General features: G+C 65.3%; 24 protein-coding genes. 18 read left to right on the top strand and 6 right to left on the bottom strand.

Annotated elements, in window-relative coordinates; all coding sequences use genetic code 11:
* The first annotated feature begins 22 nt into the window (after positions 1-22).
* Positions 23-1,399, top strand: coding sequence for a tetratricopeptide repeat protein (locus Q8L25_RS30235; RefSeq protein ID WP_308922912.1), 1,377 nt, complete (start codon positions 23-25; stop codon positions 1,397-1,399).
* Here the strand turns inward: Q8L25_RS30235 and Q8L25_RS30230 are convergent.
* Together Q8L25_RS30230 and Q8L25_RS30225 are read right to left on the bottom strand one after the other, a co-directional pair.
* Positions 1,396-3,150, bottom strand: coding sequence for an allantoate amidohydrolase (locus tag Q8L25_RS30230; RefSeq protein WP_308922911.1), 1,755 nt, complete (start codon positions 3,148-3,150; stop codon positions 1,396-1,398). The genes Q8L25_RS30235 and Q8L25_RS30230 overlap by 4 nt on opposite strands.
* A gap of 73 nt (positions 3,151-3,223) precedes the next feature.
* A complete protein-coding gene (locus Q8L25_RS30225; protein WP_308922910.1) occupies positions 3,224-4,162 on the bottom strand; it encodes a LysR substrate-binding domain-containing protein in 939 nt (312 codons plus the stop codon).
* 143 nt (positions 4,163-4,305) lie between these two features.
* Between Q8L25_RS30225 and Q8L25_RS30220 the strand changes: the two genes are divergently transcribed.
* Together Q8L25_RS30220 and Q8L25_RS30215 are read left to right on the top strand one after the other, a co-directional pair.
* Complete coding sequence (locus tag Q8L25_RS30220; RefSeq protein WP_308922909.1) at positions 4,306-5,538, top strand: urate hydroxylase PuuD; 1,233 nt, start codon at positions 4,306-4,308, stop codon at positions 5,536-5,538.
* Positions 5,535-6,770 carry a M20/M25/M40 family metallo-hydrolase gene (locus Q8L25_RS30215; protein WP_308922908.1) on the top strand — a complete coding sequence of 412 codons (1,236 nt, stop codon included), beginning with the start codon at positions 5,535-5,537 and terminating at the stop codon, positions 6,768-6,770. The genes Q8L25_RS30220 and Q8L25_RS30215 overlap by 4 nt, the downstream gene beginning before the upstream one ends.
* Before the next feature lie 10 nt (positions 6,771-6,780).
* Here the strand turns inward: Q8L25_RS30215 and Q8L25_RS30210 are convergent, their stop codons facing one another.
* Entirely contained in the window at positions 6,781-7,371 is a 591-nt protein-coding gene (locus tag Q8L25_RS30210; RefSeq protein ID WP_308922907.1) for a TetR family transcriptional regulator C-terminal domain-containing protein, read from the bottom strand.
* 212 nt (positions 7,372-7,583) lie between these two features.
* Between Q8L25_RS30210 and Q8L25_RS30205 the strand changes: the two genes are divergently transcribed.
* The 11 genes from Q8L25_RS30205 to Q8L25_RS30155 all read left to right on the top strand — a co-directional run bounded on the left by Q8L25_RS30205 (position 7,584) and on the right by Q8L25_RS30155 (position 17,318).
* The gene (locus tag Q8L25_RS30205; protein ID WP_308922906.1) at positions 7,584-7,904 is read left to right on the top strand and encodes a multidrug efflux SMR transporter; all 321 of its coding nucleotides are present in this window, start codon (positions 7,584-7,586) and stop codon (positions 7,902-7,904) included.
* Between the two features lie 12 nt (positions 7,905-7,916).
* Positions 7,917-8,099 (top strand): hypothetical protein, encoded by a 183-nt coding sequence (locus Q8L25_RS30200; RefSeq protein ID WP_308922905.1) that lies wholly within the window; start codon positions 7,917-7,919, stop codon positions 8,097-8,099.
* 72 nt (positions 8,100-8,171) lie between these two features.
* Entirely contained in the window at positions 8,172-9,128 is a 957-nt protein-coding gene (locus Q8L25_RS30195; protein WP_308922904.1) for a LysR family transcriptional regulator, read from the top strand.
* Between the two features lie 64 nt (positions 9,129-9,192).
* Complete coding sequence (locus Q8L25_RS30190) at positions 9,193-9,867, top strand: DUF4286 family protein (protein WP_308922903.1); 675 nt, start codon at positions 9,193-9,195, stop codon at positions 9,865-9,867.
* 102 nt (positions 9,868-9,969) lie between these two features.
* On the top strand, positions 9,970-11,292 hold the full coding sequence (locus Q8L25_RS30185; protein ID WP_308922902.1) for an MFS transporter: 1,323 nt from the start codon (positions 9,970-9,972) through the stop codon (positions 11,290-11,292).
* Position 11,293: 1 nt separating this feature from the next.
* Entirely contained in the window at positions 11,294-11,971 is a 678-nt protein-coding gene (locus tag Q8L25_RS30180) for a DUF2848 domain-containing protein (RefSeq protein ID WP_308922901.1), read from the top strand.
* A 3-nt stretch (positions 11,972-11,974) separates the two neighbouring features.
* Positions 11,975-13,315 carry an amidase gene (locus Q8L25_RS30175; RefSeq protein WP_308922900.1) on the top strand — a complete coding sequence of 447 codons (1,341 nt, stop codon included), beginning with the start codon at positions 11,975-11,977 and terminating at the stop codon, positions 13,313-13,315.
* 132 nt (positions 13,316-13,447) lie between these two features.
* Positions 13,448-14,707, top strand: a complete 1,260-nt coding sequence (locus tag Q8L25_RS30170; RefSeq protein WP_374694217.1) for a paraquat-inducible protein A — start codon at positions 13,448-13,450, stop codon at positions 14,705-14,707.
* Positions 14,700-16,328 carry an MlaD family protein gene (locus Q8L25_RS30165; protein WP_308922898.1) on the top strand — a complete coding sequence of 543 codons (1,629 nt, stop codon included), beginning with the start codon at positions 14,700-14,702 and terminating at the stop codon, positions 16,326-16,328. Before Q8L25_RS30170 ends, Q8L25_RS30165 begins: the two co-directional genes overlap by 8 nt.
* Positions 16,325-16,924: a PqiC family protein gene (locus Q8L25_RS30160; RefSeq protein ID WP_308922897.1), complete on the top strand. Its 600-nt coding sequence runs from the start codon at positions 16,325-16,327 to the stop codon at positions 16,922-16,924. Before Q8L25_RS30165 ends, Q8L25_RS30160 begins: the two co-directional genes overlap by 4 nt.
* A gap of 10 nt (positions 16,925-16,934) precedes the next feature.
* Positions 16,935-17,318 carry a hypothetical protein gene (locus tag Q8L25_RS30155; RefSeq protein ID WP_308922896.1) on the top strand — a complete coding sequence of 128 codons (384 nt, stop codon included), beginning with the start codon at positions 16,935-16,937 and terminating at the stop codon, positions 17,316-17,318.
* Here the strand turns inward: Q8L25_RS30155 and Q8L25_RS30150 are convergent.
* Positions 17,298-18,227, bottom strand: coding sequence for a LysR family transcriptional regulator (locus Q8L25_RS30150; protein ID WP_308922895.1), 930 nt, complete (start codon positions 18,225-18,227; stop codon positions 17,298-17,300). The genes Q8L25_RS30155 and Q8L25_RS30150 overlap by 21 nt on opposite strands.
* A gap of 112 nt (positions 18,228-18,339) precedes the next feature.
* Here Q8L25_RS30150 and Q8L25_RS30145 point away from each other — a divergent pair, with 112 nt between their 5' ends.
* From Q8L25_RS30145 to pcaD, 4 genes are read left to right on the top strand one after another with little or no spacing between them, the layout of a single operon-like run.
* Positions 18,340-19,449 (top strand): muconate/chloromuconate family cycloisomerase, encoded by a 1,110-nt coding sequence (locus Q8L25_RS30145; RefSeq protein WP_308922894.1) that lies wholly within the window; start codon positions 18,340-18,342, stop codon positions 19,447-19,449.
* A gap of 9 nt (positions 19,450-19,458) precedes the next feature.
* Complete coding sequence (gene catC, locus Q8L25_RS30140) at positions 19,459-19,749, top strand: muconolactone Delta-isomerase (protein ID WP_308922893.1); 291 nt, start codon at positions 19,459-19,461, stop codon at positions 19,747-19,749.
* A 51-nt stretch (positions 19,750-19,800) separates the two neighbouring features.
* Positions 19,801-20,721: a catechol 1,2-dioxygenase gene (gene catA / locus Q8L25_RS30135; RefSeq protein WP_308922892.1), complete on the top strand. Its 921-nt coding sequence runs from the start codon at positions 19,801-19,803 to the stop codon at positions 20,719-20,721.
* Positions 20,722-20,730: 9 nt separating this feature from the next.
* Positions 20,731-21,513 (top strand): 3-oxoadipate enol-lactonase, encoded by a 783-nt coding sequence (gene pcaD, locus Q8L25_RS30130; RefSeq protein ID WP_308922891.1) that lies wholly within the window; start codon positions 20,731-20,733, stop codon positions 21,511-21,513.
* Here pcaD and Q8L25_RS30125 read toward each other — a convergent pair.
* On the bottom strand, positions 21,510-21,824 hold the full coding sequence (locus Q8L25_RS30125; RefSeq protein ID WP_308922890.1) for an iron transporter: 315 nt from the start codon (positions 21,822-21,824) through the stop codon (positions 21,510-21,512). The two genes, pcaD and Q8L25_RS30125, sit on opposite strands and share 4 nt — an antisense overlap.
* Positions 21,821-23,419: a PepSY-associated TM helix domain-containing protein gene (locus Q8L25_RS30120; protein ID WP_308922889.1), complete on the bottom strand. Its 1,599-nt coding sequence runs from the start codon at positions 23,417-23,419 to the stop codon at positions 21,821-21,823. The genes Q8L25_RS30125 and Q8L25_RS30120 overlap by 4 nt, the downstream gene beginning before the upstream one ends.
* Positions 23,420-23,646 lie beyond the last annotated feature (227 nt).

The raw sequence follows: 23,646 nt of genomic DNA, 5'->3' as shown, positions 1-23,646 counted from the left end.
CTGGCGGTGCTATGCTGGCACCATGATTTCACCTGACGCCATCTTGCCGCTCGCCGCCGCGCACGCCCTGCGCGGCGGCGAGCGGCTGGCCGCCGGCGATGCGCCAGGGGCCGAAACGGCCTTCCAGCTGGCCTTGCAGTCGGACCCATGCAACGTGTTTGCGCTGGCTAACCTGGCCTGGATGCGCGAGCAGGAGGGCTGGTTCGAGGAAGCGGAAAGTTATTATCTGCGGGCGCTCGCGCAAACGCCCGACGACGTGCATTTGCTGCAAAACCTCGGGGCGCTGTTGATGCGGCTGCGCCGTCCGCTGGAGGCTGAGCGACTGATGCGGCGCGTGCTGGCGCTGGCGCCGGAACTGCCGTCGGCCTGGTCCAATCTCGGCGCGCTGCTGGCCTCCCTGCAGCGCGAGACCCAGGCCGAACGTTGCCACCGCCATGCCATCGAACTCGATGGTGATTATGCCAATGCGCGCTACAACCTGGCCTATCTGCTGCTGCGCCAGGGCCGGTTGCCTGAAGGCTGGCGGATGCTCGAAGCGCGTCCGCAGCCGACCGCGTTTGGCGACTATTTTCGTTTTCCCCGCTGGCACGGTGAGGCGCTGGCCGGCAAAGCCATCCTGATCTGTCCCGAGGCGGGCATGGGCGACATGCTGCTGCTGTGCCGCTATGTGGCCGTGCTGCGCCAGCTTGGCGCCGTGCGCGTCTCCATCCTGTGCCATGCGCCGCTGCAGGCGCTATTGCAGACCCTCGTCGATGTCGATACCGTGCTGGCGATCGGCGCAGCCATACCAGCCGAAGGCTGGGATTATTGGGCGCCGATATTGAGCTTGCCCGGCCTGTGTGGCACCACCCTTGACACCATACCGTCATCCGCCGCCTATCTGCGTGCGCAGACGCTGGCGGTGCAGGACTGGGCCGGCCGTTTGCCGCCAGCCAGGCTGCGCGTGGGGCTGGCCTGGAAGGGCAATGCGCAATTTGAAAACGACGAGGCGCGGTCGCTGGCCTCGCTCGATGCGCTGGCGCCGCTGGCGGCGGTGGATGGTATTCAATTTGTCAGCCTGCAAAAGGGCGCGGGCGAGAACGATGTGTCGACCGCCATCACCCTGGCCGCCGGCGGTGCGGCGCTGGGCGATATGGCCGACACGGCCGCGCTGATCGCCAACCTCGATCTGGTGATCAGCGTCGATACGGCCGTGGTCCACCTGGCTGGTGCCCTCGGTAAACCGTGCTGGCTGCTGCTGCCCGACTACCTGCCGGACTGGCGCTGGTTCAGTGGCCGCCTCGATACGCCGTGGTATCCGGCCATGCGGCTGTTGCGCCAGCCGGCCATCGGTGGCTGGGCGCCCTTGATCAGCCATGTCGCCGAAGAACTGGCGCTGTGGCGCCAGCAGCATCTTTAAACTTTTGGCTGGAAGTTACGCAGGAAATGCAGCAGCGCCTGCGCCGCGATATCGGCGTCATCGGCCGTCATGGTTTCCAGCGGATTGTGGCTGATGCCGCCATTGCCGCAGCGTGTAAACAACATGGCCACGTCGGTGATGGCGGCCATCGCCATGGCGTCGTGGCCGGCGCCGGACAGCAAGCTGTAAGGCACAACGTCGACGGCGGCAACCGCCGATTCCAGCTGTGTCATCAGCCATGGCGCGCACGGCGCCGCACTGGCCGACAGCAGCAGTTCGAGGCCGACGTCGATCTGGCGCCGCGCGCAGATGGCGGCGATGCCATCCAGGATATCGTCGACGGCAGCCTGGCGCACCGCGTCGCTGGCGGCGCGGATATCGAGCGACAGCTGGCAGGCGCCGGCGATCACGTTGACGGAGCCATTCGGCACGTTCAGCTGGCCGACGGTGCCGACCAGCGCTTCGCCCTGGTTGCAGCGCTGCTCGACCAGCAGGATGATCTCGGCGGCGGCGCTGGCCGCGTCGCGTCGCATGGTCATCGGCGTGGTGCCGGCATGGCTGGCCATGCCATCAAGCCTGACCAGGTAGCGCGAGCTGCCGGCAATTGCCGTCACCACGCCCAGCGGCAAGTCGCGTTCCAGCAGCACCGGTCCCTGCTCGATATGCACTTCCACATAGCCGAGCAGGTCGGCGGGATCGCGCGCGATGGCGCCGATCCTGGTTGCGTCATGGCCGGCCGCGCCCAGGGCGTCGCGCATGCTCACGCCATCGGCGTCGCGCTGCTCCAGCAAGGACAGGTCGAACTTGCCCGTCACGGCCGTGCTGCCCAAAAACGTGCTCTTGAAGCGCACGCCTTCTTCTTCGGCAAAGCCGACGATTTCGAAGTGGAAGGGCAGTTGTTCGCCCTGTTCATGCAGGTGGCGCACCACGGCGATCGGCAGCACGATGCCGAGCCGGCCATCGTATTTGCCGCCATTGCGCACGGTGTCGTAGTGCGAGCCCGTCATCAGGGTCTTCGCGCCCGGCACATGCGACTCATGACGGCCCACCACATTGCCGACCGCGTCAACCGTCACCTGCATGCCGGCCTCCCGCATCCAGGCCGCCAGTTGCGCGGCCGTCTGCTGGTGGGCCGGCGTCATGTAGGCGCAGGTCAGGTTGTAGATGCTGTCGCTGTGCGCAGCCAGGGCCTCGCAGTGGCGCATGATGGCCGGGCCAAAGGTCAGGCGGACATCGAGCAGGTCGTTCAGGCGCAGTTCGGCAATGCGCTTGATCTGGCGCAGCGATTCGGCAAGCTCGTCGGGCCGGCGGTTTTTCAGGCGCCGCGCAAAGGTGGTGATGATGTCCTGGCGCGTCAGGCCTTCGCCGGTCGGGCCTTTCACGGCCAGAATAAAGGGGAAGCCGAACTTGGCGTTGTAGTCGGCGTTCAGGCGCTGCAAAGTGGAAAATTCTTCCGCGCTGCACAGGTGCAGGCCGGATTTCGCCTGCTCGCGCGTGGACTCGGCCGTCAGCTGGCCGGCAATCGCGGCCTTGCCGGCCAGTTCCGGGTGGGCACGGATCAGGCCCAGCTGTTCGTCGGGCGAGGCCAGGCCCAGCACCCGCTGCAGTTCGCGCTTGAGGGCCGTCAGGCTGGCGAATGGCCGGGCGCCTGCCGCGCGCTGCGCGATCCAGGGCGAGTGTTCGTAGATGCCGTGCAGCTGCTGGACAAACTGTTCGGCGCTGCTGGCGTTCAGGTCGGAAAGGGAAGTCATGGGTATCCAATCATGCAAGCGGTGATGATAGCGCCGGGGGGCCGCGTGCGTTATATGCGCGCGCTGATAAGGCTTATCTCTTGATGAGCTCCTTGGCGGCCGCGCTGACCTGGTCGCGCAGCCATTTGTGTTCGGGCGCCTGGTGCACGCGCTGGTGCCACAGCTGGTAAAAACGCATCGGCGGAAATTTCAGCGGCACGGTATAGGTTTTCAGCGGCAGGGTCTTTTCATAGAAGCGCATGAACTGGCGGCCGGTGGTCAGCACCAGGTCGGTCTGCGTCAGCATATACGGGATCAGGCCGAAGTAGGCCGATTCCACCACCACATTGCGCTGCAGGTTTTGCCGTTCCAGGAAGGAGTCGATCACGCCGTGGTAGCCGGGCATCATGGGCGAGGGCGCCACATGGGGCAGGCTCAGGTAATCATCGAGCGTCATCGCGTCGCTGGCGGTGCGGCGCGCATAGGCGTTTTCCGCATGCATGGCGCAGATGATGGGATCTTCGAACAGTTTCGAGATGTGCAGATGGGCGGGCGGCTCGTCCCAGTTGGCGATCACCAGGTCCAGGCCGCCGTCGGACAGCTGGCGGATATGGTCGATGCCCGGCCCCAGGCTGTGCAGCACCACGCGGCTTTTCGGCGAACCGCGCCGCAGCAGCGCCACCACATTGGGCAGGAACTGGCTGTCCAGGTAGTCGGGCGCGGCGATATGGAAGGTGCGCGCCTCTTCCTGCGCCACGAACGGCGTCTTGCGCACGAACAGGCTTTCCGTCTGGTCCAGGATGCGCTTGGCGGGATTGAGCAGGCTTTCGCCATGCTGGGTCGGCACCATGCCGCGCGCGCCGCGCACCAGCAGCGGGTCGCCCGTCAGCTCGCGCAGCTTGCGCAGCGAGGCGGAAATCGACGGCTGCGGCTGGTTCAGTTTGAGCGCCACGCGCGAGACATTCTTCTCCACCAGCAGCAGGTACAGGATGCGGATCAGGTGCAGGTCGAGGTGTTGCGGCAGGCTGGACATGGGCGGTGGCTGGGTTGTATATCGATTCGGATATGTCAAATATACGATATTTTTCATGTGGCGGGCGATGAATCCGGCTATCTTGTGTAAATTGGCACGAATATTGGTTCTGCCGTAGCTCCAGCAATAACTCAAGGAATAATATGGAAGTGTTTGCCTACCTGATCCCTTACGGCCTTGAATGGCTGAACCTGATCGTCCGCTGGTTGCACGTGATTACCGGCATCGCCTGGATCGGCGCTTCCTTCTATTTCGTCTGGCTCGACAATTCCATCCGCCCACCGGCGCCCGGCTCCGAGCTGGCAAAGAAGGGCGTGTCGGGCGAACTGTGGGCCGTGCATGGCGGCGGCTTCTACAACCCGCAAAAATACCTGGTGGCGCCCGCCGAACTGCCGAAAGAACTGCACTGGTTCAAGTGGGAAGCGTATTCGACCTGGCTGTCGGGCTTTGCCTTGCTCACCATCGCGTATTACTTCAACGCGCAGGCCATGATGATCGACAAGTCCGTCGCCGATCTGTCGAGCGGCCAGGCGATCGGCATCGGCATCGCCACTCTGGTGATCGGCTGGACCGTGTACGACCTGCTGTGCCGCTCGCCCTTGGCCAAACATGAACTGTGGTTCGGCGTGGTGGTGTTCGGGCTGATCGTGGCCACCGCCTATGCGCTGACGCATTTGCTCAGCGGACGCGCCGCCTACATCCACGTGGGCGCCATGATCGGCACCATCATGGTGGCCAATGTGCTGATGCTGATCATACCCGGCCAGCGCAAGATGGTCGAAGCGATGGCGGCCGGCAAGCTGCCCGACCCGAAACACGGCTTGAAGGCCAAGCAGCGCAGCGTCCACAACAATTACTTTACCTTGCCGGTGCTGTTCATCATGATCAGCAACCACTATGCGATGACCTACCGTAACGATCACGCCTGGCTGGTGCTGGCGCTGATCATGGCGGCCGGCGTGGCTATCCGCCACTTCTTCAACCTGCGCCACAAGGGCCGCGTCGAATGGCGCTATCCGGCCCTCGGCGTGGCACTGCTGGTGGGCGTGGCGGTGGCGATCGCGCCCAAGGCGCCGGTGGCCATTGCCGCCGCGCCGGTGGTCGACCAGGCCGCGCAATTCAAGTCCGTGCATGCCATCATTGCCCAGCGCTGCGCCACCTGCCATTCGGCGAAACCCACGCAAGCGGGCTTTGCCACGGCGCCGGCCGGCATGATGCTCGATAATGAAACGGAAATCCGCCAGCATGCGGCGCAGATCTACAAGCAGGCCATCGAGCTGAAAGCCATGCCGATCGGCAACCTGACCAATATGACGGACGCCGAGCGCACGGAGCTGGGCGCCTGGCTGCAACAGACACTGCAAGGAACAAAATGAGCACGCAAGAACAACAAATCACGGCCTGGATCGACGCCCACTTCGACGAGGAAGTCGCTTTCCTGCAACAGGTGGTGCAAGTGCCCACCGACACGCCGCCGGGCAATAACGCGCCGCATGCGGCCAGGGTGGCGCAACTGCTGGAAGCCTACGGCTGGGAGGCCGAGCAGCATGCGGTACCCAGCGAGCAGGTCGAGGCGTATGGCATGCAAAGCATCACCAACCTGATCGTGCGCCGGCCGTACGCGGCCGGTGGCCCCACCGTGGCCCTGAACGCCCACGGCGACGTGGTGCCGCCCGGCGACAACTGGACCTATCCGCCTTATGGCGCGCAAGTGGTTGACGGCTACCTGTACGGGCGCGCGGCGGCCGTCTCGAAAAGCGATTTCGCCACCTATGTGTTTGCCACGCGCGCGTTGGAGGCGCTGGGCATTCCCTTGCAAGGCCAGCTGGAATTGCACTTTACGTATGACGAGGAATTCGGCGGCCTGCTGGGCCCGGGCTGGCTGCTCGAGCAAAAATTGACCAAGCCCGATTTCGTCATCGCGGCCGGCTTCAGCTACAACATCGTCACGGCCCATAACGCCTGCCTGCAGCTGGAAATCACGGTGCACGGCAAGTCCGGTCACGGCGCCATGCCGGAAACCGGCGTCGATGCGCTGCAGGCGGCCAGCAAGATCCTGAACGCCCTCTACGGCCAGCTGCCCGAGCTGAAAAAAATCAAATCGACCGTGCCCGGCATCGACTCGCCGACCATGCTGGTGGGCCGCATCGACGGCGGCACCAATACCAATGTGGTGCCGGGCAAGGTCACCATGAAGATGGACCGCCGCATGATTCCCGAAGAGGACCCGGTGGCGGTCGAAGCGCAGGTGCGCGCGCTGATCGAGGACGCCGTGCAGGGCGAGCCGGGCATCCGCATCGAGATCCGCCGGCTGCTGCTGTCGCATGCGCTGCGGCCCTTGCCGGGCTCGGAACAGCTGGTGGCCAATCTGCAGAAGAATGCGCTGGCGGTTCTGGGCGAGACCATTCCCGCGCAGGGCACGCCGCTGTATGCGGACGCGCGCCTGTACGGCGAGCATGGCATTCCCGCCGTGCTGTATGGCGCAGGTCCGCGCACGGTGCCCGAGTCGAATGCGAAAAAGGCCGACGAGCGGCTGGCGCTGGAGGATTTGCGCCGTGCCAGCAAGATCGTTGCATTGACCCTGCTGGACTTCCTGGCAGCGAAGTAAGGCCAGGGTCTCAGGCAGTCAGGCGCGCAAAAATCTGCTCGGTCATCCTGGCGCGGCGCGCGGCTGAAAAATGCTGTGGATTGAGGGTGTAGGAAACCAGGAAACCGTCCGTCAGGGCGACGATCAGGTCGACTTCATCCTTGATGCTGGCCACGGGGGCGATTTCGCCCAGCTTGACCGCTTCGCGCAGGTGGCGCTCCAGGTAGCCGCGCCAGCGATCGTAGATCTGCACAAAACGCTCGGCCAGTGCCGCATCGTGGACGGCGCTGCTCCAGAAGGCCAGTGAAATCATGGCCATCGACTCCTCGGCGGGCGAGGGCAGGTGCTCGTCGACGATGACCCTGATCTTCTCCATTGCGGTGCGGCAGGCCGCCATCCTCTGCCCGATGCGTACGTACACGCCCTCGGTGAGCGCTTCGATCGCAAAATTGATCATCTCGTTCTTGTCGCTGAAATAGTGCGCCAGTGTGCCGCTGCTCACGCCGCCTTCCTTTGCAATGCTGCGCACGGTGACATTGTTGATGCCCTGCTTGGCAATCGCGCGCAGTATCATGCGGCTGATTTCCGCCTTGCGCGCTTCGTGGTCTACAATTTTTGGCATCGTGTCGATCGTCCGGAGAGGGCATAAATCATAGCATGCGTACCCTGTGGCCTGGCGTGGATCGTCCAGGGCATGGATGTTCATTCTTTTTAACATAACAGTTGTATTATAAAAATGACTGAACTAGAATGGCACCATCTTTTGAGCAGGAGGACGACCTCCCCCGGGATCGGGAATGTTTTCCGGGACGGCCCGGTACAAGGAGAAGTGCGATGGCCTGGTTGTTCTTGCTGGTAGCGGGTTTGTTTGAAGTGGTGTGGGCATACTCGATGAAGCTGTCCGAGGGCTTCACGAAGCCGTGGGCGTCCAGCGTCACGCTGGTGATGATGATCGCCAGTTTTGCGCTGCTGTCGATGGCGATGAAAACCATTCCGCTGGGGACGGCGTATGCCATCTGGACCGGTATCGGCGCCATCGGCGCCTTCGTGGTCGGCATCGTCTTTCTGGGCGAGCAGCTGAGCGTGGCGCGCGTCTGTGCGGTGGCCCTGATCGCCGCCGGACTGGTGTTGATGAAATTGTCATCGGCGCACTGATCGCGTGAACCCATGAGCAATCTTGCGATGTATGCCCTGCTGTCGGGACTATTGGGACTGTGCTGCCTGTGGACGGCCTGGCTGGAACACCAGCACGGTACGCGCAGCAGCTTTGGCTTCATGCGTGTGCTGGCTGTGCTGCTGTTGCTGGGCAGCGTGGCGCTGGCCCTGCTGGACTTCCTGGCAGCGAAATAGGGCCGTGCTTTGGCATACAATGGGGCGAACTCACCACCCGTGAAGAAGAACCTCATTGATTGAAGAGCCAAATTGAATACCCGTTTTCTCGAAGCGTTTGTCTGGGCCGCGCGGCTGGGCAGTTTCCGTACGGCGGCCGACAAGCTGCATATCACGCAGGCGGCCATCTCGAACCGCATCGCCTCGCTGGAGCAGGACTTCGGCACGCGCCTGTTCGACCGCGACGCGCGTGAAATCCGCCTGACCTTCGCCGGGCGCAACCTGCTCGGCTATGCCGAACGCATGCTGGAACTGTGCCGCGACATGTATGCGGCCAATTCCTCGCCGTCGCACATCACGGGCGAAGTGCGCATCGGCGTGATCGAAACCATCGTCCACACCTGGCTGATTCCGTTCCTGCAGCGGGTGCAGGAACGCTACCCCGGCATCGAGATCCAGCTGACGTCCGAATCGACGCGCCGCCTGCACGAGCAACTGCAGCAGGGCGAACTCGATATCGCGCTGCAGACCGACATGCTGACGGGCGACCATATCCGCAGCACCGGCAGCGGCGCCATCGCCATGGGCTGGGCGGGTAGAAAGGCCGACTGGCCCGATACCGGCACGCCATTCACCGTGACGCAACTGGCGCAGCACCCCATCATCACCATGAACCGCGGCTCGCAGCCGCATTCGGCCTTGAAGGCCCTGTGCCAGGACGAGGGCGTGCAGCTGGGCCGGGTGCATTGCGTCAGCTCGATTTCGGCCATCGTGCGCCTGGTGAAAGCGGGCTTCGGCATCGCCGTGCTGCCGCTGGCGCCCCTGCGCGAAGAGATCGAGCAGGGCCATATCGCGCTGATCCCGTGCGCCAGCGTACTGGCGCCGCAGCGCATCGTGATCAGCTACAGCGAGGACCTGACGACTGAAGCGATCCAGCTGGTGGCCATGCTGGCATGCGAGGAGGCGGCCAGGTTTACGCTGGGACTTGGCGACGCTTATGGGGTGAGCGGGCCAGCCACAAGAAAAACTTATCAGTCGCGTTCAGAATAACCCGTTTGCCATGCGCTGGGCCGCCCCCTATTCTGGGACTGCACCCACCATCGAACGGATTATCATGACCACTTCCACCCCTACCTTGCCCGGCATCCTGTTTGTCTGGACCAGCGCCGACCCGGAACACGAACTCGATTTCAACCGCTGGTACGACCGCGAACACGTGGAAGAACGCGTGCGCATCCCCGGTTTCGTCAGCGGCACGCGCTACCAGAGCGTGCGCGGTCCGCGCAAATACCTGGGCCTGTACCGCACCACGTCGCTCAATGCCTTCCAGACGCCGGACTACTTCAAGGCTTTCGGCCAGCAGACGCCGTGGTCATTGACCAACCTGGAGCGCATGCGCGACCCGATGCGCCGCGTGTGCGCGATCGAGGCCGAAGCCGGTGCCGGCACGGGCGCCTGGCTGGCCGTGCTGCGCCTGGGCGCCAGTGCCATCGGCCAGGACGGCGCGGCGGTGGCCAGGGTGGCAGAATTGGGCCGCGCGCTGCTGCAGCTCGACGGCGTGATATATGCGCGCCTGCTGACGCCCGATGCCAACCTGTCCGGCCCCTTGCCGGCCGAGCGGAAGGAGGGCCGCGTGCTCGATCCGCTGTTCCTGATCGACGCCTCGTCCGAAAGCGCGGCCGTGGCGGCGGTGACCCAGGCCAGCGCGGCGCTGGGCCTCGATCCTGAGGAGGCGGCCATCTTGCAGTTGTCGTGGCAGCTGCGCGACACCGACCTGCGGGCTGCGTAAGAAAACGGCTGTCGCTGCACCGATAAAACGAGACACAGACCACGGCGCGCGGCACCGCACCGCGCGCCGGAGCTGCAATAAAAAACTGACGAGAGGTAGGCAATGACGACATTTACCACGGCAAGCGATACACACGCCGCCCCGGCCGCCGCCGGGAAGGCCAAGACCGGCCGCCTGGCCACGGCCAGCATGGTCGGCACCACCCTGGAATGGTATGACTTCACGGTCTACAACACCATGGCGGCGCTGATCTTCAACCACCTGTTCTTCCCGTCGTTCGACCCGCTGACGGGCACCATCCTGGCGTTTTCCACCTATGCGGTCGGTTATGTGTCGCGTCCCATCGGCGGCGTGATCTTCGGCCACCTGGGCGACAAGCTGGGACGCCGCTTCGTGCTGGTGGTGACCCTGATGCTGATGGGCGTGACGACCGGCCTGATGGGCCTGTTGCCGACTTATGAAACGGCCGGCATCTGGAGCCCGGTTCTGCTGGTGGCGCTGCGCTTCGTGCAGGGCATCGCCCTCGGCGGCGAATGGGCCGGCGCCGTGCTGATCTCGGTCGAACATGGCGCACCGGACAAGCGCGGGCGCAATGCTTCGTGGACCCAGGTCGGGCCGTCGTTCGGCACCCTGCTGGCGACCGGCTGCATCGGCCTGATCACCTACCTGCTGCCGCATGAGGACTTTATGGCCTGGGGCTGGCGCATTCCGTTTGTCGCCAGCCTGCTGCTGGTGGTGTTCGGCATGTGGATACGCAGCGGCATCGAAGAGACGCCCCTGTTCAAGGAACTGGACCAGCAGGATGCGAAAGCGGAAGCGCCGATCGGCGATGTGCTGCGCCTCTACTGGCGCCGCCTGCTGATCGCCGGCGGCGTGCGCATCGGCTCGGACGTGCTGTATGCGCTGGTGGTGGTGTTTACGCTGACCTATGTGACGACCGTACTGCACCTGTCGTCGACCCTGGCCCTGACGGCCATCATGATCGGCACCGCCTGCAACGCATTGGCTGTACCGCTGTTCGGCGCGCTGTCGGACCGTATCGGCCGGCGCCCCGTGTATGCGCTGGGCGCCGTGCTGGGCCTGGTGTGGGCGTTTGCCTTCTTCACCCTGCTCGACACGGCCAGTCCGGCCGCCATCGTCATCGCCGTGGTGGTGGGCCTGGTCATCCACGCCATCATGTACGGCCCGCAGGCCGCGTTCGTGATCGAGCAGTTCCCGACCCGGGTGCGCTATGCGGGGTCCTCGCTGGCCTACACCCTGGCCGGCGTGATCGGCGGCGGCTTTGCACCGCTGATCATCGCCAGCCTGTACCGCTCGTATGCGAGCACCGTGGCCGTGTCGCTGTATGTGGCCGCCGCGCTGCTGGTCACCGGCGCGGCCGTCTATGCCGCGCGTGAGACGGGCCGTGGCCCACTGGAGGAATGACATGACGACACTGCACTTTACACTGGCCGGCCACGGCCCCGTGACTTTTGACATCGACCAGCTGATCATCGCCGGCTGGACCGGCCGCGACGCGGCCATGGTCGAACACCATATCGCCGAACTGGAAGCGATCGGCGTGGCGCGCCCGAAAAGCGTGCCGACTTTTTACCGCGTGGCGGCCGCGCTGCTCTCAAGCGACGCCGCCATCGAAGTGCCGGGCACGGACTCCTCGGGCGAGGCCGAATTCGTGCTGTTCTCGACGCCATTGGGCCTGCTGGTCGGCATCGGCTCCGACCATACCGACCGCAAGGTGGAAAGCTATGGCGTGACGGTGTCGAAACAGATGTGCGGCAAACCGGTGGGCGCTACCCTGTGGCGCCACGAGGACGTGGCCGGCCACTGGGATCAGTTGCAGATGCGCGCGTGGCGCGAGCGCGATGGCGCCCCCGCGCTGTACCAGGAAGGGCTGGTGACGCGCATGCTGGCGCCGGACGATTTGATCAGGCGCTACACGGGACAAGCCACGCTGCCGGTCGGCAGCGCCATGTTCTGCGGCACCCAGCCCATCATCGGCGAGATGGGCCATGGCGACGCCTTTGAGCTGGAGCTGTATGATCCAGCCTTGCAGCGCCGCCTGCGGCATCGCTATGCGGTGCAAACCCTGCCCGTGGAAGGATAAGAGATGACAAAGACAATCCGTGAACTGGCGGCAGACCTTGCCGCGGAACGCCTCACCAGCGTGGCGCTCACGCAAGCGATGCTGGCGCGCGCCGAAGCGCACCGTGCCGAGGGCGGCCATGCCTATGTCAGCCTGGACGGCGAACAGGCTTTGAAAGAAGCGCGCGCCAGCGATGCGCTGCGCGCCGCCGGCGTGGTGGCGTCGCCATTGGCCGGCATCCCGATTTCGATCAAGGACCTGTTCGACGTGCGCGGCCAGGTCAGCAGCGCGGCGTCCCTGGCGCTGACCGACGCGCCGCCGGCCGCCAGCGACGCCGTGGCGGTGGCGCGGCTGCGGGCGGCCGGCGCCGTGCTGCTGGGCCGCAGCAACATGAGCGAATTCGCGTTTTCCGGCCTGGGTCTCAATCCCCATTACGGCACGCCGCGCAATCCGCACGACGAGCGCCGGGTGGCCGGTGGCTCCACCTCGGGCGGCGCCGTGACGGTGGCGCTGCAGATGGCGGCCGGCGCGCTGGGCACGGATACGGGCGGCTCGATCCGCATTCCGTCCGCGTTCTGCGGCCTGACGGGCTTCAAGCCGACGGCGGCGACCGTGCCGCTGGCGGGCACGGTGCCGCTGTCACGTTCGCTGGACTCGGCCGGCCCGATCGCCAACAGCGTCGATTGCTGCGCCATCCTGCATGCGGCGCTGTCCGACCAGGAGCTGTCCACCGAGGCGCCCAGGCTGGCCGGCCTGCGCTTCGGCTATACCGCTGATTTTGTGGGCGCCGGCGTCGATGCGCAGGTGCGGCAGGCCTTCGATGCCGCGCTGGCGCAGTTGCGCGCGGCCGGCGCGCTGGTGGAACAGTTCGATTTTCCCGAACTGCTGCAGCTGCCGGCCATCAATGGCGGCGGCGGCCTGGTGGCGGCCGAAGCGTGGCACTGGCACCGCGAGCTGCTCGAAGCGCGCGGCGCGCAGTACGACCAGCGCGTGGCGGCCCGCATCCGGCGCGGCCAGCAGCAGGGCGCGGCCGAGTACCTGGACCTGCTCGACGCGCGCGCGCATTTGCGCGCCATCGCGCAGCAAAGGCTGGCGCCGTACGACGCCTGGCTGATGCCCAGCGTGGCCATCGTCGCGCCGGAAGTGGCGGCGCTGGAGGCCGACGATGCGACCTTCTTTGCCACCAATGGCCTGGTGCTGCGCAATGCCAGCGTGATCAATTTCCTCGATGGCTGCGCCTTGTCGCTGCCGTGCCATGACAAAGGGGAACTGCCGGTGGGCCTGTCCATCTGCGGCCTGAACGGCAGGGACGCGCGCATCCTGGCCATCGCCCGTTCGGTGGAGGCGCTATTGCGCGAACGGTAGACACGACGGGGCGCAGAAGAATGCCTGTTTGTAATATGATAGCTGGCATTGATATGGGAAAGTCGCGCACCGCGTGCCGGCAAACTACACACTGTGCTCAGATACGACCTGATCAGCTGTCATGAATGCGGCGTGCTGTACCGAAAGCGCCCGTTGCGTCCGCGTGAAAAGGCGCGCTGCGTGCGTTGCCGCTCGGTGCTCTACCGCGGCACGTCGGCCGACCTGAATCGCGTGGTGGCGCTGACCCTGGGCGCCGCCTTCATCTTCCTGATCGCCCAGTTCTTCCCCATCGTCGAACTCGACGTCAATGGCCTGACCTCCAGCGCCACCCTGCTGGGTGCCATCCGCGTGCTGTGGCACGAGCAGATGCAGGTGGTGGCCACCATGGTGTTCCTGTTTACCATGCTGTTTCCCGCCATCGAACTGGGCTCCCTGCTGTATGTATCGCTGGGCCTGCGGCTGGGCGTGAAAGTGCCCGGCTTCAGCCTGGTGCTGCGCGCGGTGCAGACGGCGCGCGCCTGGGGCATGACGGAAGTGCTGATGATCGGCATCCTGATCACCGTGATCAAGATGACCAGTCTCGCCACGGTGGTGCCGCGCCCCGGCCTGTTCGCCTTTGGCGCGCTGACCATGATGCTGGCGATCGTCGTCTCGTTCGACCCGAAGGCGCTGTGGAACGCGGGCGACGACCTGGCGCGGCAGGCCTTGCCCGGCATCCGCTACAAAAGTTTCGAGCCCGGTGACGCGCTGCTACCCTGCCACAGCTGCGGCCTGGTGGCGCCACCTGGCGGCACGGCCAGGCATCCGCATTGCGTGCGCTGCGGCGCCACCTTGCATGGACGCCATCCGGACAGCATCAACCGCACCTGGGCGCTCTTGATCGCGGCCGCCATCCTGTATATCCCCGCCAACCTGCTGCCCGTGATGTATACCCACTCGCTGTTTGGTGTGGAAGACGACACCATCATGAGCGGCGTGGTGTTCTTCTGGACCAGCGGCTCGAAAGGCCTGGCCATCATTATCTTTATCGCCAGCGTGGTGGTGCCCATGCTGAAACTGGCGACCCTGGCGCTGCTGGCGTTCACGGCGCAGCGCCGTTCGCGCTGGCGCCCGGAGCAGCGCACAAAACTGTACCGCATGGTCGAATTCATCGGCCGCTGGTCGATGCTCGATATTTTCGTCGTGACCCTGACGGTGGCGCTGGTGCGCTTCGACGCGCTGGCCGTGATCACGGCCGGCCCGGGCGCGCTGGCCTTTGGCGCGGTGGTGGTGCTGACCATGCTGGCGTCGATGCAGTTCGATCCGCGCCTGATCTGGGACCCGGTCGACGAGGCCGCCAAACCGCATCAACCCGCTGTAAAAAACCTGGCAATTGGAGAGCATCATGTCTGACAAGGAAGAGGGCGTACGCGCGCCCGATACGCGGCAATTGCCGGAACCGGACGTGGACAAGGCCAGCCGCTGGCTGCCGTCGCTGGTGTGGCTGATCCCGCTGCTGGCCGCGCTGATCGGCGCCGGCCTGGCCGCCAAGTCCATCCTCGACCAGGGGCCGACGGTGACCGTCAGCTTCAAGAGCGCCGAGGGGCTCGAACCAGGCAAGACCAAGGTCAAGTACAAGGATGTCGATATCGGCCAGGTGCGCGCCATCAACCTGGGCGAGGACCTGAGCCGCGTGCTGGTGACCATCGAAATGAGCAAGGAGGCACGCCGCTTCGCCACCGCCGATTCGCGCTTCTGGGTGGTGCGTCCGCAGATCGGCGCCAGCGGCGTGACGGGCCTGGGCACCTTGCTGTCGGGCGCGTATATCGGCGTCGATACGGGCAAGTCCGAGGCCAAGAAGGACAGCTTCACGGGTCTGGAAAGTCCGCCCGCCGTCGATGGCGACCAGAAGGGGAAATTGTTTACCCTGCATGCGGAAAGCCTCGGTTCGGTCGACGTGGGTTCGCCCGTGTTCTTCCACCGCCTGCGCGTGGGCAAGGTGGTCAGCTTCAGCCTGGACAAGGACGGCAACGGCATTTCCATGACGGTGTTCGTCAATGCGCCGTACGACCAGTTCGTCGGCAAGAACGCGCGCTGGTGGCATGCCAGCGGCGTCGATGTGCGCCTGGACTCGAACGGCTTCAAGCTGAACACGCAATCGCTGGCGGCGCTGCTGGTGGGCGGCATCGCCTTCGAGGCGGAAAACGGCCGCAAGCCCGAACTGCCCGCGCCGGCCAACACCAACTTCCGCCTGGCCCCCGACGAGGCCAGCGCCATGCGCGCACCGGACGGCGAGGCCATCACCACGGTGTTTTATTTCGACCAGTCGCTGCGCGGCCTGCAGCCTGGCGCCACGGTGGACTTCCGCGGCATCGTGCTCGGTGAAGTACGCTCGGTGGGCATCGAATTCGATCCGGTCAGGAAGAACTTCCGCATGCCCGTCACCGTGAACCTGTATCCGGCGCGCCTGGGCATGCGCTTCCAGACGGCGGTGGCCGATGCGGAAGGCTCCAGCAGCCACCAGATGCTCGAGCGCATGGTCAGCCGTGGCTTGCGGGCCCAGCTGCGCACCGGCAACCTGCTCACCAGCCAGCTGTATATCGCGCTCGACTTCTTCCCGAAAGCGGCCAAGGTGGCGCTCGACACCAGCAAGTATCCGCTGGAAGTGCCGACGGTGCCGAACACGCTCGACGAATTGCAGACGCAGGTGGCCAGCATCGCCAGGAAGCTCGACCAGGTTCCGTTTGCCGACATCGGCAATAATCTGAACGCCACCATCCGGCAAGCCAATGCGCTGTTCAAGCAGCTCGACAGCCAGGTGGTGCCGGAAATGCGCGGTACCCTGACGGCGGCAAAAAATACCTTTGGTACGGCCGAACAGGTACTGCAAAAGGATTCGCCGCTGCAGTCCGATGTGCGCCAGGCCTTGCAGCAGCTGACGCAAACCCTGCAGTCGCTCAACGCCCTGACCGATTACCTGGAACGCCACCCGGAGTCGCTGATCCGTGGCAAACAAGGAGATGACAAGAAATGAAGACGATTTTTGCCATGCTGGCGGCCACCGTGCTGCTGGGCGCCTGCTCCACGCCGCAGCCCGAGCATTTCTATACGCTGTCCGGCGGCGGCCAGTCGAACCTGCAGCCGGCCAAGCCGGTTCAATACTATGTCGAGATGCTGGCCGTCAGCGTGCCGCAGCAGGTCAGCCGCAACCAGTTCGTGGTGACGGCGCCGTCGGGCCGCATCGAACTGCTGGAGCAGCAGCGCTGGGCCGGTCCGCTGGCCGGCGAGATCGGCCAGGCGCTGTCGACCGCCGTCACGGCTGACCTGGGCGCGATCGACGTGTTCCGCACGCCGTATCCGGACAAGCTGCCGGTGTACCGCATCAGCACCAATGTGCAGCGCTTCGAATCGGTGATGAACCAGTATGCGCTGATCGACGCCGTCTGGAGCGTGCGCGAGCTGGCCAGCAACAAGGTCGTCACCTGTCGCACGGTGGCCAATGAAAAGACGGGTGCCGGCTACGACGAGCTGGTGCAGGGCCACCGCCGCGCCGTGCAATCGATATCGAAACAGATGGCCGATGTGGTGCGCGGTTTCGGCGCGGGCAATGCCGTTTGTCCCGCCATTTGAAAGAAAATACATGTCACTGATTGATTTTGCTACCTTGTCCACACTGGCCGCCACCTCGGCCGGCATCACGCAACCGTGCAGCTGCTGCGCCGTGCCGCTCGACGCCTGGCAGCGTTTGCCCACCTCGCTGGAGCTGGACCGCTTCGAGGAAGTGGGTACGCTGGTCGTTGACGCCTACGACGAGCCGAGTTTCAAGGAATATCACCCGCAGGGCACGCGCGACGACAGTCCCGATGCGCCGATCGCGCCGCGCTACTATCCGGCCAACCGCAGCCAGGTGGCGCGCTGCCTGAATTGCGGCCGCCACTACCTGCGCTACAACGAGGCCGGCGGCTATTTCACCGAGTTGCGCATCCGCGCGTTGCGGCCGGAATTACTGGTCGACGCCGCGTAGGCTTTCCTTCACATGCGCGACGCCCTGCTCGTCGTAGATCGCGTACACGGCGGCCAGCATGTCTGCCAGTTCCGGTGAGTGGTCCATCTGGCGCACGCTGAACAGGATGGGCGAATACGCATGCGTGTCCTCCAGCGGGCGATAGACCACGCTGCGGTGGTGCATGGCCTGCACGCTTTCCGGCACGATGGCAATGCCCTGGCCGGCCGCCACCAGGCCCAGTGAAATCTGCAGTTCGCGCACCTCCGTCACGCGGCCCGGCGTCAAATGGCCGGCGCTGAACATGGCCAGCACCTGGTCGGCAAAGCTGGGCCGGGGCGCCTTCGGATAGACCAGCAGCGTGTCGTGCAGCAGGTCGGTCAGGCGCAGGCCGGCGCCGCTGGCGGCCAGCCGGTGGCCGGGCGGCAGCGCCACCACCAGCCGCTCTTCGCGCAGCAGGATGCGGCGGATGCTGGCGTCTTCGCCCGTCAGTCGGCCGAAACCCACGTCGATGCGGCCATCTTTGAGCGCCGCCAGCTGTTCCATGGTGGTCATCTCGTGCAGGCTGACGTCCACCTCGGGATGCAGTTCGCTGTAGTGGTGCACGATATCGGGCAGCTGGCCGTACAAGGTGGACGCGACAAAACCGATCGCCAGCGTGCGTTCGAGCTTGCCGATACGCTGCGTCATGGCTTTCAGGTCGCGCACCTGGTCCAGCAGGGGCCGCGCATGGGCCAGGAAGAAGCTGCCGGCTTCGGTCAGCGCCAGCGGGCGCGACCCTTTTTCAAACAGCGCCACGCCCAGCATTTCCTCCAGCTGCTGCATTTGCCGGCTCAATGGCGGCTGCGCCATGTGCAGGCGCGCGGCGGCGCGCGTGACATTCCTTTCTTCGGCCACCGCGACGAAGTAGCGCAAATGACGTAGTTCCATGTTTTTTCCTTTTCATACCTTCCAGGTATCGATTTCATACCAAAACAGTGTTGGACACGGCAGATGCCGGGGAATATCGTGGCATGGCTGCTCAAAATTATACGGAATAAATATGATTCAATATATCGAGACCTTCCTGGTGGATGTGCCGACCATCCGGCCCCACAAATTGTCGGTCGCCACCATGCATACGCAAACCCTGGTGCTGGTGCGCGTGCGCTGCGCCGACGGCATCGAAGGCTGGGGCGAGGCGACCACCATCGGCGGCCTGGCCTATGGCGAGGAAAGCCCGGAGAGCATCAAGACCAATATCGATACCTATTTCGCGCCGCTGCTGCTGGGCATGGAGGCGAGCCAGGTGGCGCGCGCGATGGCCAAGATACGCAAGGCGATACAGGGCAACCGCTTCGCCAAGTGTGCGATCGAAACCGCCTTGCTCGACGCCCAGGCGCGCAGGCTGGGCGTGCCGCTGTCCGAATTGCTGGGCGGCCGGGTGCGCGACGAACTGCCGGTGGCCTGGACCCTGGCCAGCGGCGATACGGCGAAAGACATCGCCGAAGCCGAGCAGATGCTGGAACTGCGCCGCCACCGCATCTTCAAATTGAAGATCGGCCTGCGTGGCGTGATGGACGACGTGGCCCATGTACTGGAAATCAAGCGGGCGCTGGGCGAACGGGCCAGCGTGCGGGTCGACGTCAACCAGGCCTGGAGCGAGATGGACGCCGTGCGCGGCATCGCGGCGCTGGAAGCGGGCGGCGTCGACCTGATCGAGCAGCCCGTCAAGGCCGGCAACCATGGCGCCCTGGCGCGCCTGAAACAGCGCTTCGACGTGGCCATCATGGCCGACGAAGCCTTGCATGGCCCCGACGATGCGCTGGCGCTGGCGCGTGCGGACGCCGCCGACGTGTATGCGGTAAAAATCACCCAGTCCGGCGGCCTGCTGCCGGCGCTGGAAGTGGCCACCGTGGCGCGCCTGGCCGGCGTGGGCCTGTACGGCGGCACCATGCTCGAAGGCGGCATCGGCACGGCCGCCACCGCGCATGTGTGTTCCACTTTTGCCGAACTGGCCTGGGGCACCGAATTGTTCGGCCCCTTGCTGCTGACCCAGGAACTGCTGCGCGAGCCGCTGGTCTACCGCGACTTCATGCTGCAGGTGCCGACCGGGCCGGGGCTGGGCGTGGAGATCGACACCGACAAGCTGCAGGCAATGCGGCGCAAATAAGGAGAATCCATGTTATTCCATGTACGCATGACCGTAAACCTGCCGCTGGAGATGCCCGAGGCGCGGGCGACGCAACTGAAACAGACCGAAAGAGAACTGGCGCAGCGCCTGCAGCAGGAGGGCAAATGGCGCCACCTGTGGCGCATCGCCGGCCACTACGCCAACGTCAGCATCTTCGACGTGGCCAGCGTGGACGAACTGCACACCCTGCTCACATCGCTGCCGCTGTTCCCCTACATGCAGATCGAAGTGATGCCGCTGTGCCGCCATCCGTCCGCGATCCGCGACGACGATTCCTGATTTTTTTCGCAGGCCTTTTATCACCATCATCACCATCAACGGAGACATCAAATGAACCATACCGAAATCGATACCCTCGTCAAGAAGTGGATCGTGGAAGCGGCCGACAAGCCGGCCAATCCGCGCGTGCAGCAGGTGGTGGTGCGCCTGCTGGGCGACTTGTGCAAGACCATCGAAGACCTGGACCTGACGCCGAACGAAGTGTGGAGCGGCATCTCGTATATGGCAGCCGCAGGCGCTGCGAATGAACTGGGCCTGCTGGCGGCGGGCATGGGACTCGAACATTTTCTCGACCTGCGCGCCGACGAGGCGGAAGCGAAGGCTGGCCTGTCAGGCGCCACGCCGCGCACCATCGAAGGGCCGCTGTATGTGGCCGGCGCACCGGAGAGCGTGGGCTTCGCGCGCCTCGATGACGGCAGCGAAAGCGACCGCGCCGAAGTGCTGTTCATGCAAGGCACCGTGTTCGACGCCGACGGCCGGCCGGCGCCGGGCGCCCAGGTCGAAGTGTGGCATGCGAACCTGATGGGCAATTACTCGTTCTTCGACCAAAGCCAATCGCATTTCAACCTGCGCCGCACCATCGTCGCCGACGAACAGGGCCGCTACCAGTTCCGCAGCATCCTGCCGGTCGGCTATGGCTGCCCGCCGGACGGCACCACTCAGCAGTTATTGAATCTGCTGGGCCGCCACGGCCAGCGCCCCGCGCACATCCATTTCTTTATCAGTGCCGACGGTCACCGCAAGCTCACCACGCAGATCAATATCGATGGCGACGCCTATCTGTGGGACGACTTCGCGTTTGCCACCCGTGACGGCCTGGTGCCGGCCATCACCCGCATCGGTGATCCTGCCCAACTCGACGCACTGCGCCTGGACCAGCCGTATGCCTCGATCGACTTCGATTTCCACCTGAGCCGCGACAGCGCCGCGCTGCCCACGGCGCTGGTCGAGCGTCCCCGCGCGACGGCGTAAGGAGAACCCATGCAGCCGCCCTTGATCGTCGACGGAAGCTCCCTGCATTACCGCCTGGATGGCGATCGCGCGCGTCCTTGCGTGGTGCTGTGCAATTCGCTGGGCACGGACTTGAGCATGTGGGATGCCCAGGCCGATGCGCTGGCCGGGGACTTTTTTGTGGTGCGCCACGATACGCGTGGCCATGGCCTGTCCGGCACCAGCGATGCACCGTTCGGCATCGACCGGCTGGGACTCGACGTGATCGCGCTGCTGGACCATCTGCAGATCGAACGCGCCGCTTTCTGCGGCATCTCGATGGGCGGGCTGGTCGGGCAATGGCTGGCCATCCACCATCCGCAGCGCCTGACTGCCCTGGTGCTGGCCAATACGGCGGCGCGCATCGGCAGCGTCGAGGGCTGGCAGGGGCGCGCCGCGCTGGTGCGCAGCGAAGGCATGGATGCGGTGGCCGATGGCGCGGCCGGGCGCTGGTTTACCGCGCCGTTTATCGCGCGCGAAACGGCCACCGTGGCGCGCATGGTCGATACATTGCGCCGGCAGGATGCGGGTGGCTACGCCGCCTGCTGCGAGGCGCTGGCGCAGGCCGACCTGCGTGCGCAAGTAGCGGCCATCACGGTGCCCACACTGGTCATCGCCGGCGAGCATGACCCCGTCACCACCGTCAACGACGCGCACGAGCTGCGGCAGGCGATCGCGGGTGCCCGCCTGGCCACCCTGGACGCTTCGCATCTGTCGAACGTCGAAGCGCCTGCGGCATTTGGCGCCGCGCTGCGCGAGTTTTTGCGGTCCTAACTCCCCGCTCGCAGGGCCAGTATCATCATCCCCGACGCCAGCGCCCACAGTCCCAGTCCGGCCCACGCCCGGCTGGCGCTGCGCGCGTGAAACACCCACAGCGCCGCCACCGTGTACACCGCAAAACTGAGCAGGCTGGCGATCAAGACCGAGTCGGCGCGCGAGGCGTTCGAGACGCGCGGCAGCAGCAGCGCCAGCGCGGACGACAGCAAGGCTGCCAGCGCATAGCCGCCCAGCGCGGCGGCCAGCACGCGGCTGGCGATGCTCCAGCGCCAGGCGGCGCCCATCTTGCCTTTGGCCGGTTTGCTCATGCGCGAGCCTCCCTCGGCACCGGTTTCACAGCCGCCTTGTCTTGCCAGACTCGGTGAATGCGCCAGGCGCAGCCGGCGAAGGCCACCCCCAGCGCCAGCGCCGTCAGTTCCACGCCAAAGCGCATGGCGTCGCCGGCCAGCGCATAGCGCCACAGCTGCTGGCCGGTGGTGGCCTGGTTCAGCAGCGGCAGCGCCAGGCATAGCGCGGCCGCCGCGGCAAATTGCTCGACCCAGGCGCGCCCAGGCGAGCGCAGCAGCGCATGCAGCAGGGTGGCCGCCCATAGCCACAGGAAGACGCGGATTTCCCATATGTCGCGCTGCGCCAGTTCGGCCGGCAGCAAACGGTTGCCCCACAAATAGCCGATCGAGGCGATGCAGATGCCGGCCATGGCCGCCACGCTGAACGCTTCGATCACGCGATACACGGCGCCGGTGGCGGCGCCGAATTCCAGTGCGCTTTTGCGGCGCCGCTTGACCATGAACAGATTGGCGCCGGTCGCCACCATCACGGTGCCCAGCAGGCCGCTGATAAAGTACAGCCATTTGATCGGCCAGCCGCCGAAGCGCGCCACGTGCAGCGCTTCCATCACGTGATGCACCTGTTCGCTGGCAAAACCGGCGGGCGGCTCGGGCCGCTGCACCTGCAGCACGGCGCCGCTGACGCCATCGAACGTGACGATGCCGGGCGCCTGCAGGATGGTGCCGCCATGGCTGCCCACCTCGGCGTTCGCGAACACGCGCACCGTCGCTTGCAGGTCGCCCGGCTGCTGCACCAGCACCATGGTCACTGGCTTGCCCAGCAGCAGCTGCGCCGAAGCCAGCATGGGCGCCAGCGGCAGCAGTTGCGCCGGCGTGCCCGAGCGTTTCCTGGCAACCGGCGGCGCCGTGTCGTGCGCCAGTTCCTGCTGGTAGCGGGCGTAGGGTTCATCGCCGCCATAGGCCGTTTGCAGCGGCCAGGGCATGTAGCTGCTGTAGAAAAACGCCACTCCCGTGTAGACGATCATCAGCAAAAAGGGCAAGGTAAACACGGCGCTGGCGTTATGCGCGTCGAGCCAGGAGCGTTGCCCTTTGCGCGGGCGAAACGTAAAGAAGTCGGCAAAGATGCGCCGGTGTACGATCACGCCCGACACCAGCGCCGCCAGCGCGCACATGGCGATCCAGCCCACCAGCCAGTAGCCCGGCACGCCCCCATGCAAGGTGTAGTGAAAGCTCATGAAGTGCCGGCCGCCTTCGGTCTTGCGGCCCCAGGGTCCGGGCAGCAGTTCGCCGGTCTGCGGGTGCAGCGCCGCCTGCTGGTTGCCCTTGCCGCCTCTTGACACCAGCTGCAGCGCGTCGCCCGGCTGCCTGGGCAGGTCCAGGCGCCAGAAGCTGGCCTTGGGCGCGGTGGCTGATAAATGCCGGATGGCCGCGTCCAGCGCCAGCGGCGCGCCGGTGGTGGTATCGGACAGCAAGGGCCGCGCTTCCATCCAGCGCGTGATCGGTTCGCGAAACACGCTGACCGTGCCGGTAAAGAAAATCGCGCACAGCAGCCAGCCGCAGCTCAGCCCGACCCAGGTGTGCAGCCAGGCCATCGACTGGCGCAAGCCGTCCTTCATGCGGGGTCAGCCGGCGGGGTGGAGGGAAGAGTGGGCTGGTGCATGGCGTGGTTCTCCAGAGGTGGCTGGCGCCCGGATCGGCGCCCATGGAAGGAAGACGCATCAGGCGCGCAAAACCTGACGTCCGCCGTGAAAAAAAGTGGCAGGCGCGGATAAATTGACATTGCCAATAGGAAATTGATCCAAGTCATGATAGTTTTGGCATGTTTATGAATCGATTACTTTTG

Origin of the sequence: Janthinobacterium sp. J1-1 (assembly GCF_030944405.1) — a bacterium.
Taxonomy (GTDB): domain Bacteria; phylum Pseudomonadota; class Gammaproteobacteria; order Burkholderiales; family Burkholderiaceae_D; genus Janthinobacterium.
The sequence above is the reverse complement of the archived record's forward strand: the minus strand, read 5'-3'. Positions and strand labels throughout refer to the sequence as shown.

Bases quoted from the DNA above. Each gene is read 5' to 3' on its own strand.
- Q8L25_RS30235 (WP_308922912.1), top strand. From the start codon at position 23: ATGATTTCACCTGACGCCATCTTGCCGCTCGCCGCCGCGCACGCCCTG.
- Q8L25_RS30230 (WP_308922911.1), bottom strand. From the start codon at position 3,150: ATGACTTCCCTTTCCGACCTGAACGCCAGCAGCGCCGAACAGTTTGTC.
- Q8L25_RS30225 (WP_308922910.1), bottom strand. From the start codon at position 4,162: ATGTCCAGCCTGCCGCAACACCTCGACCTGCACCTGATCCGCATCCTG.
- Q8L25_RS30220 (WP_308922909.1), top strand. From the start codon at position 4,306: ATGGAAGTGTTTGCCTACCTGATCCCTTACGGCCTTGAATGGCTGAAC.
- Q8L25_RS30215 (WP_308922908.1), top strand. From the start codon at position 5,535: ATGAGCACGCAAGAACAACAAATCACGGCCTGGATCGACGCCCACTTC.
- Q8L25_RS30210 (WP_308922907.1), bottom strand. From the start codon at position 7,371: ATGCCAAAAATTGTAGACCACGAAGCGCGCAAGGCGGAAATCAGCCGC.
- Q8L25_RS30205 (WP_308922906.1), top strand. From the start codon at position 7,584: ATGGCCTGGTTGTTCTTGCTGGTAGCGGGTTTGTTTGAAGTGGTGTGG.
- Q8L25_RS30200 (WP_308922905.1), top strand. From the start codon at position 7,917: ATGAGCAATCTTGCGATGTATGCCCTGCTGTCGGGACTATTGGGACTG.
- Q8L25_RS30190 (WP_308922903.1), top strand. From the start codon at position 9,193: ATGACCACTTCCACCCCTACCTTGCCCGGCATCCTGTTTGTCTGGACC.
- Q8L25_RS30185 (WP_308922902.1), top strand. From the start codon at position 9,970: ATGACGACATTTACCACGGCAAGCGATACACACGCCGCCCCGGCCGCC.
- Q8L25_RS30180 (WP_308922901.1), top strand. From the start codon at position 11,294: ATGACGACACTGCACTTTACACTGGCCGGCCACGGCCCCGTGACTTTT.
- Q8L25_RS30175 (WP_308922900.1), top strand. From the start codon at position 11,975: ATGACAAAGACAATCCGTGAACTGGCGGCAGACCTTGCCGCGGAACGC.
- Q8L25_RS30165 (WP_308922898.1), top strand. From the start codon at position 14,700: ATGTCTGACAAGGAAGAGGGCGTACGCGCGCCCGATACGCGGCAATTG.
- Q8L25_RS30160 (WP_308922897.1), top strand. From the start codon at position 16,325: ATGAAGACGATTTTTGCCATGCTGGCGGCCACCGTGCTGCTGGGCGCC.
- Q8L25_RS30155 (WP_308922896.1), top strand. From the start codon at position 16,935: ATGTCACTGATTGATTTTGCTACCTTGTCCACACTGGCCGCCACCTCG.
- Q8L25_RS30150 (WP_308922895.1), bottom strand. From the start codon at position 18,227: ATGGAACTACGTCATTTGCGCTACTTCGTCGCGGTGGCCGAAGAAAGG.
- Q8L25_RS30145 (WP_308922894.1), top strand. From the start codon at position 18,340: ATGATTCAATATATCGAGACCTTCCTGGTGGATGTGCCGACCATCCGG.
- catC (WP_308922893.1), top strand. From the start codon at position 19,459: ATGTTATTCCATGTACGCATGACCGTAAACCTGCCGCTGGAGATGCCC.
- catA (WP_308922892.1), top strand. From the start codon at position 19,801: ATGAACCATACCGAAATCGATACCCTCGTCAAGAAGTGGATCGTGGAA.
- pcaD (WP_308922891.1), top strand. From the start codon at position 20,731: ATGCAGCCGCCCTTGATCGTCGACGGAAGCTCCCTGCATTACCGCCTG.
- Q8L25_RS30125 (WP_308922890.1), bottom strand. From the start codon at position 21,824: ATGAGCAAACCGGCCAAAGGCAAGATGGGCGCCGCCTGGCGCTGGAGC.
- Q8L25_RS30120 (WP_308922889.1), bottom strand. From the start codon at position 23,419: ATGAAGGACGGCTTGCGCCAGTCGATGGCCTGGCTGCACACCTGGGTC.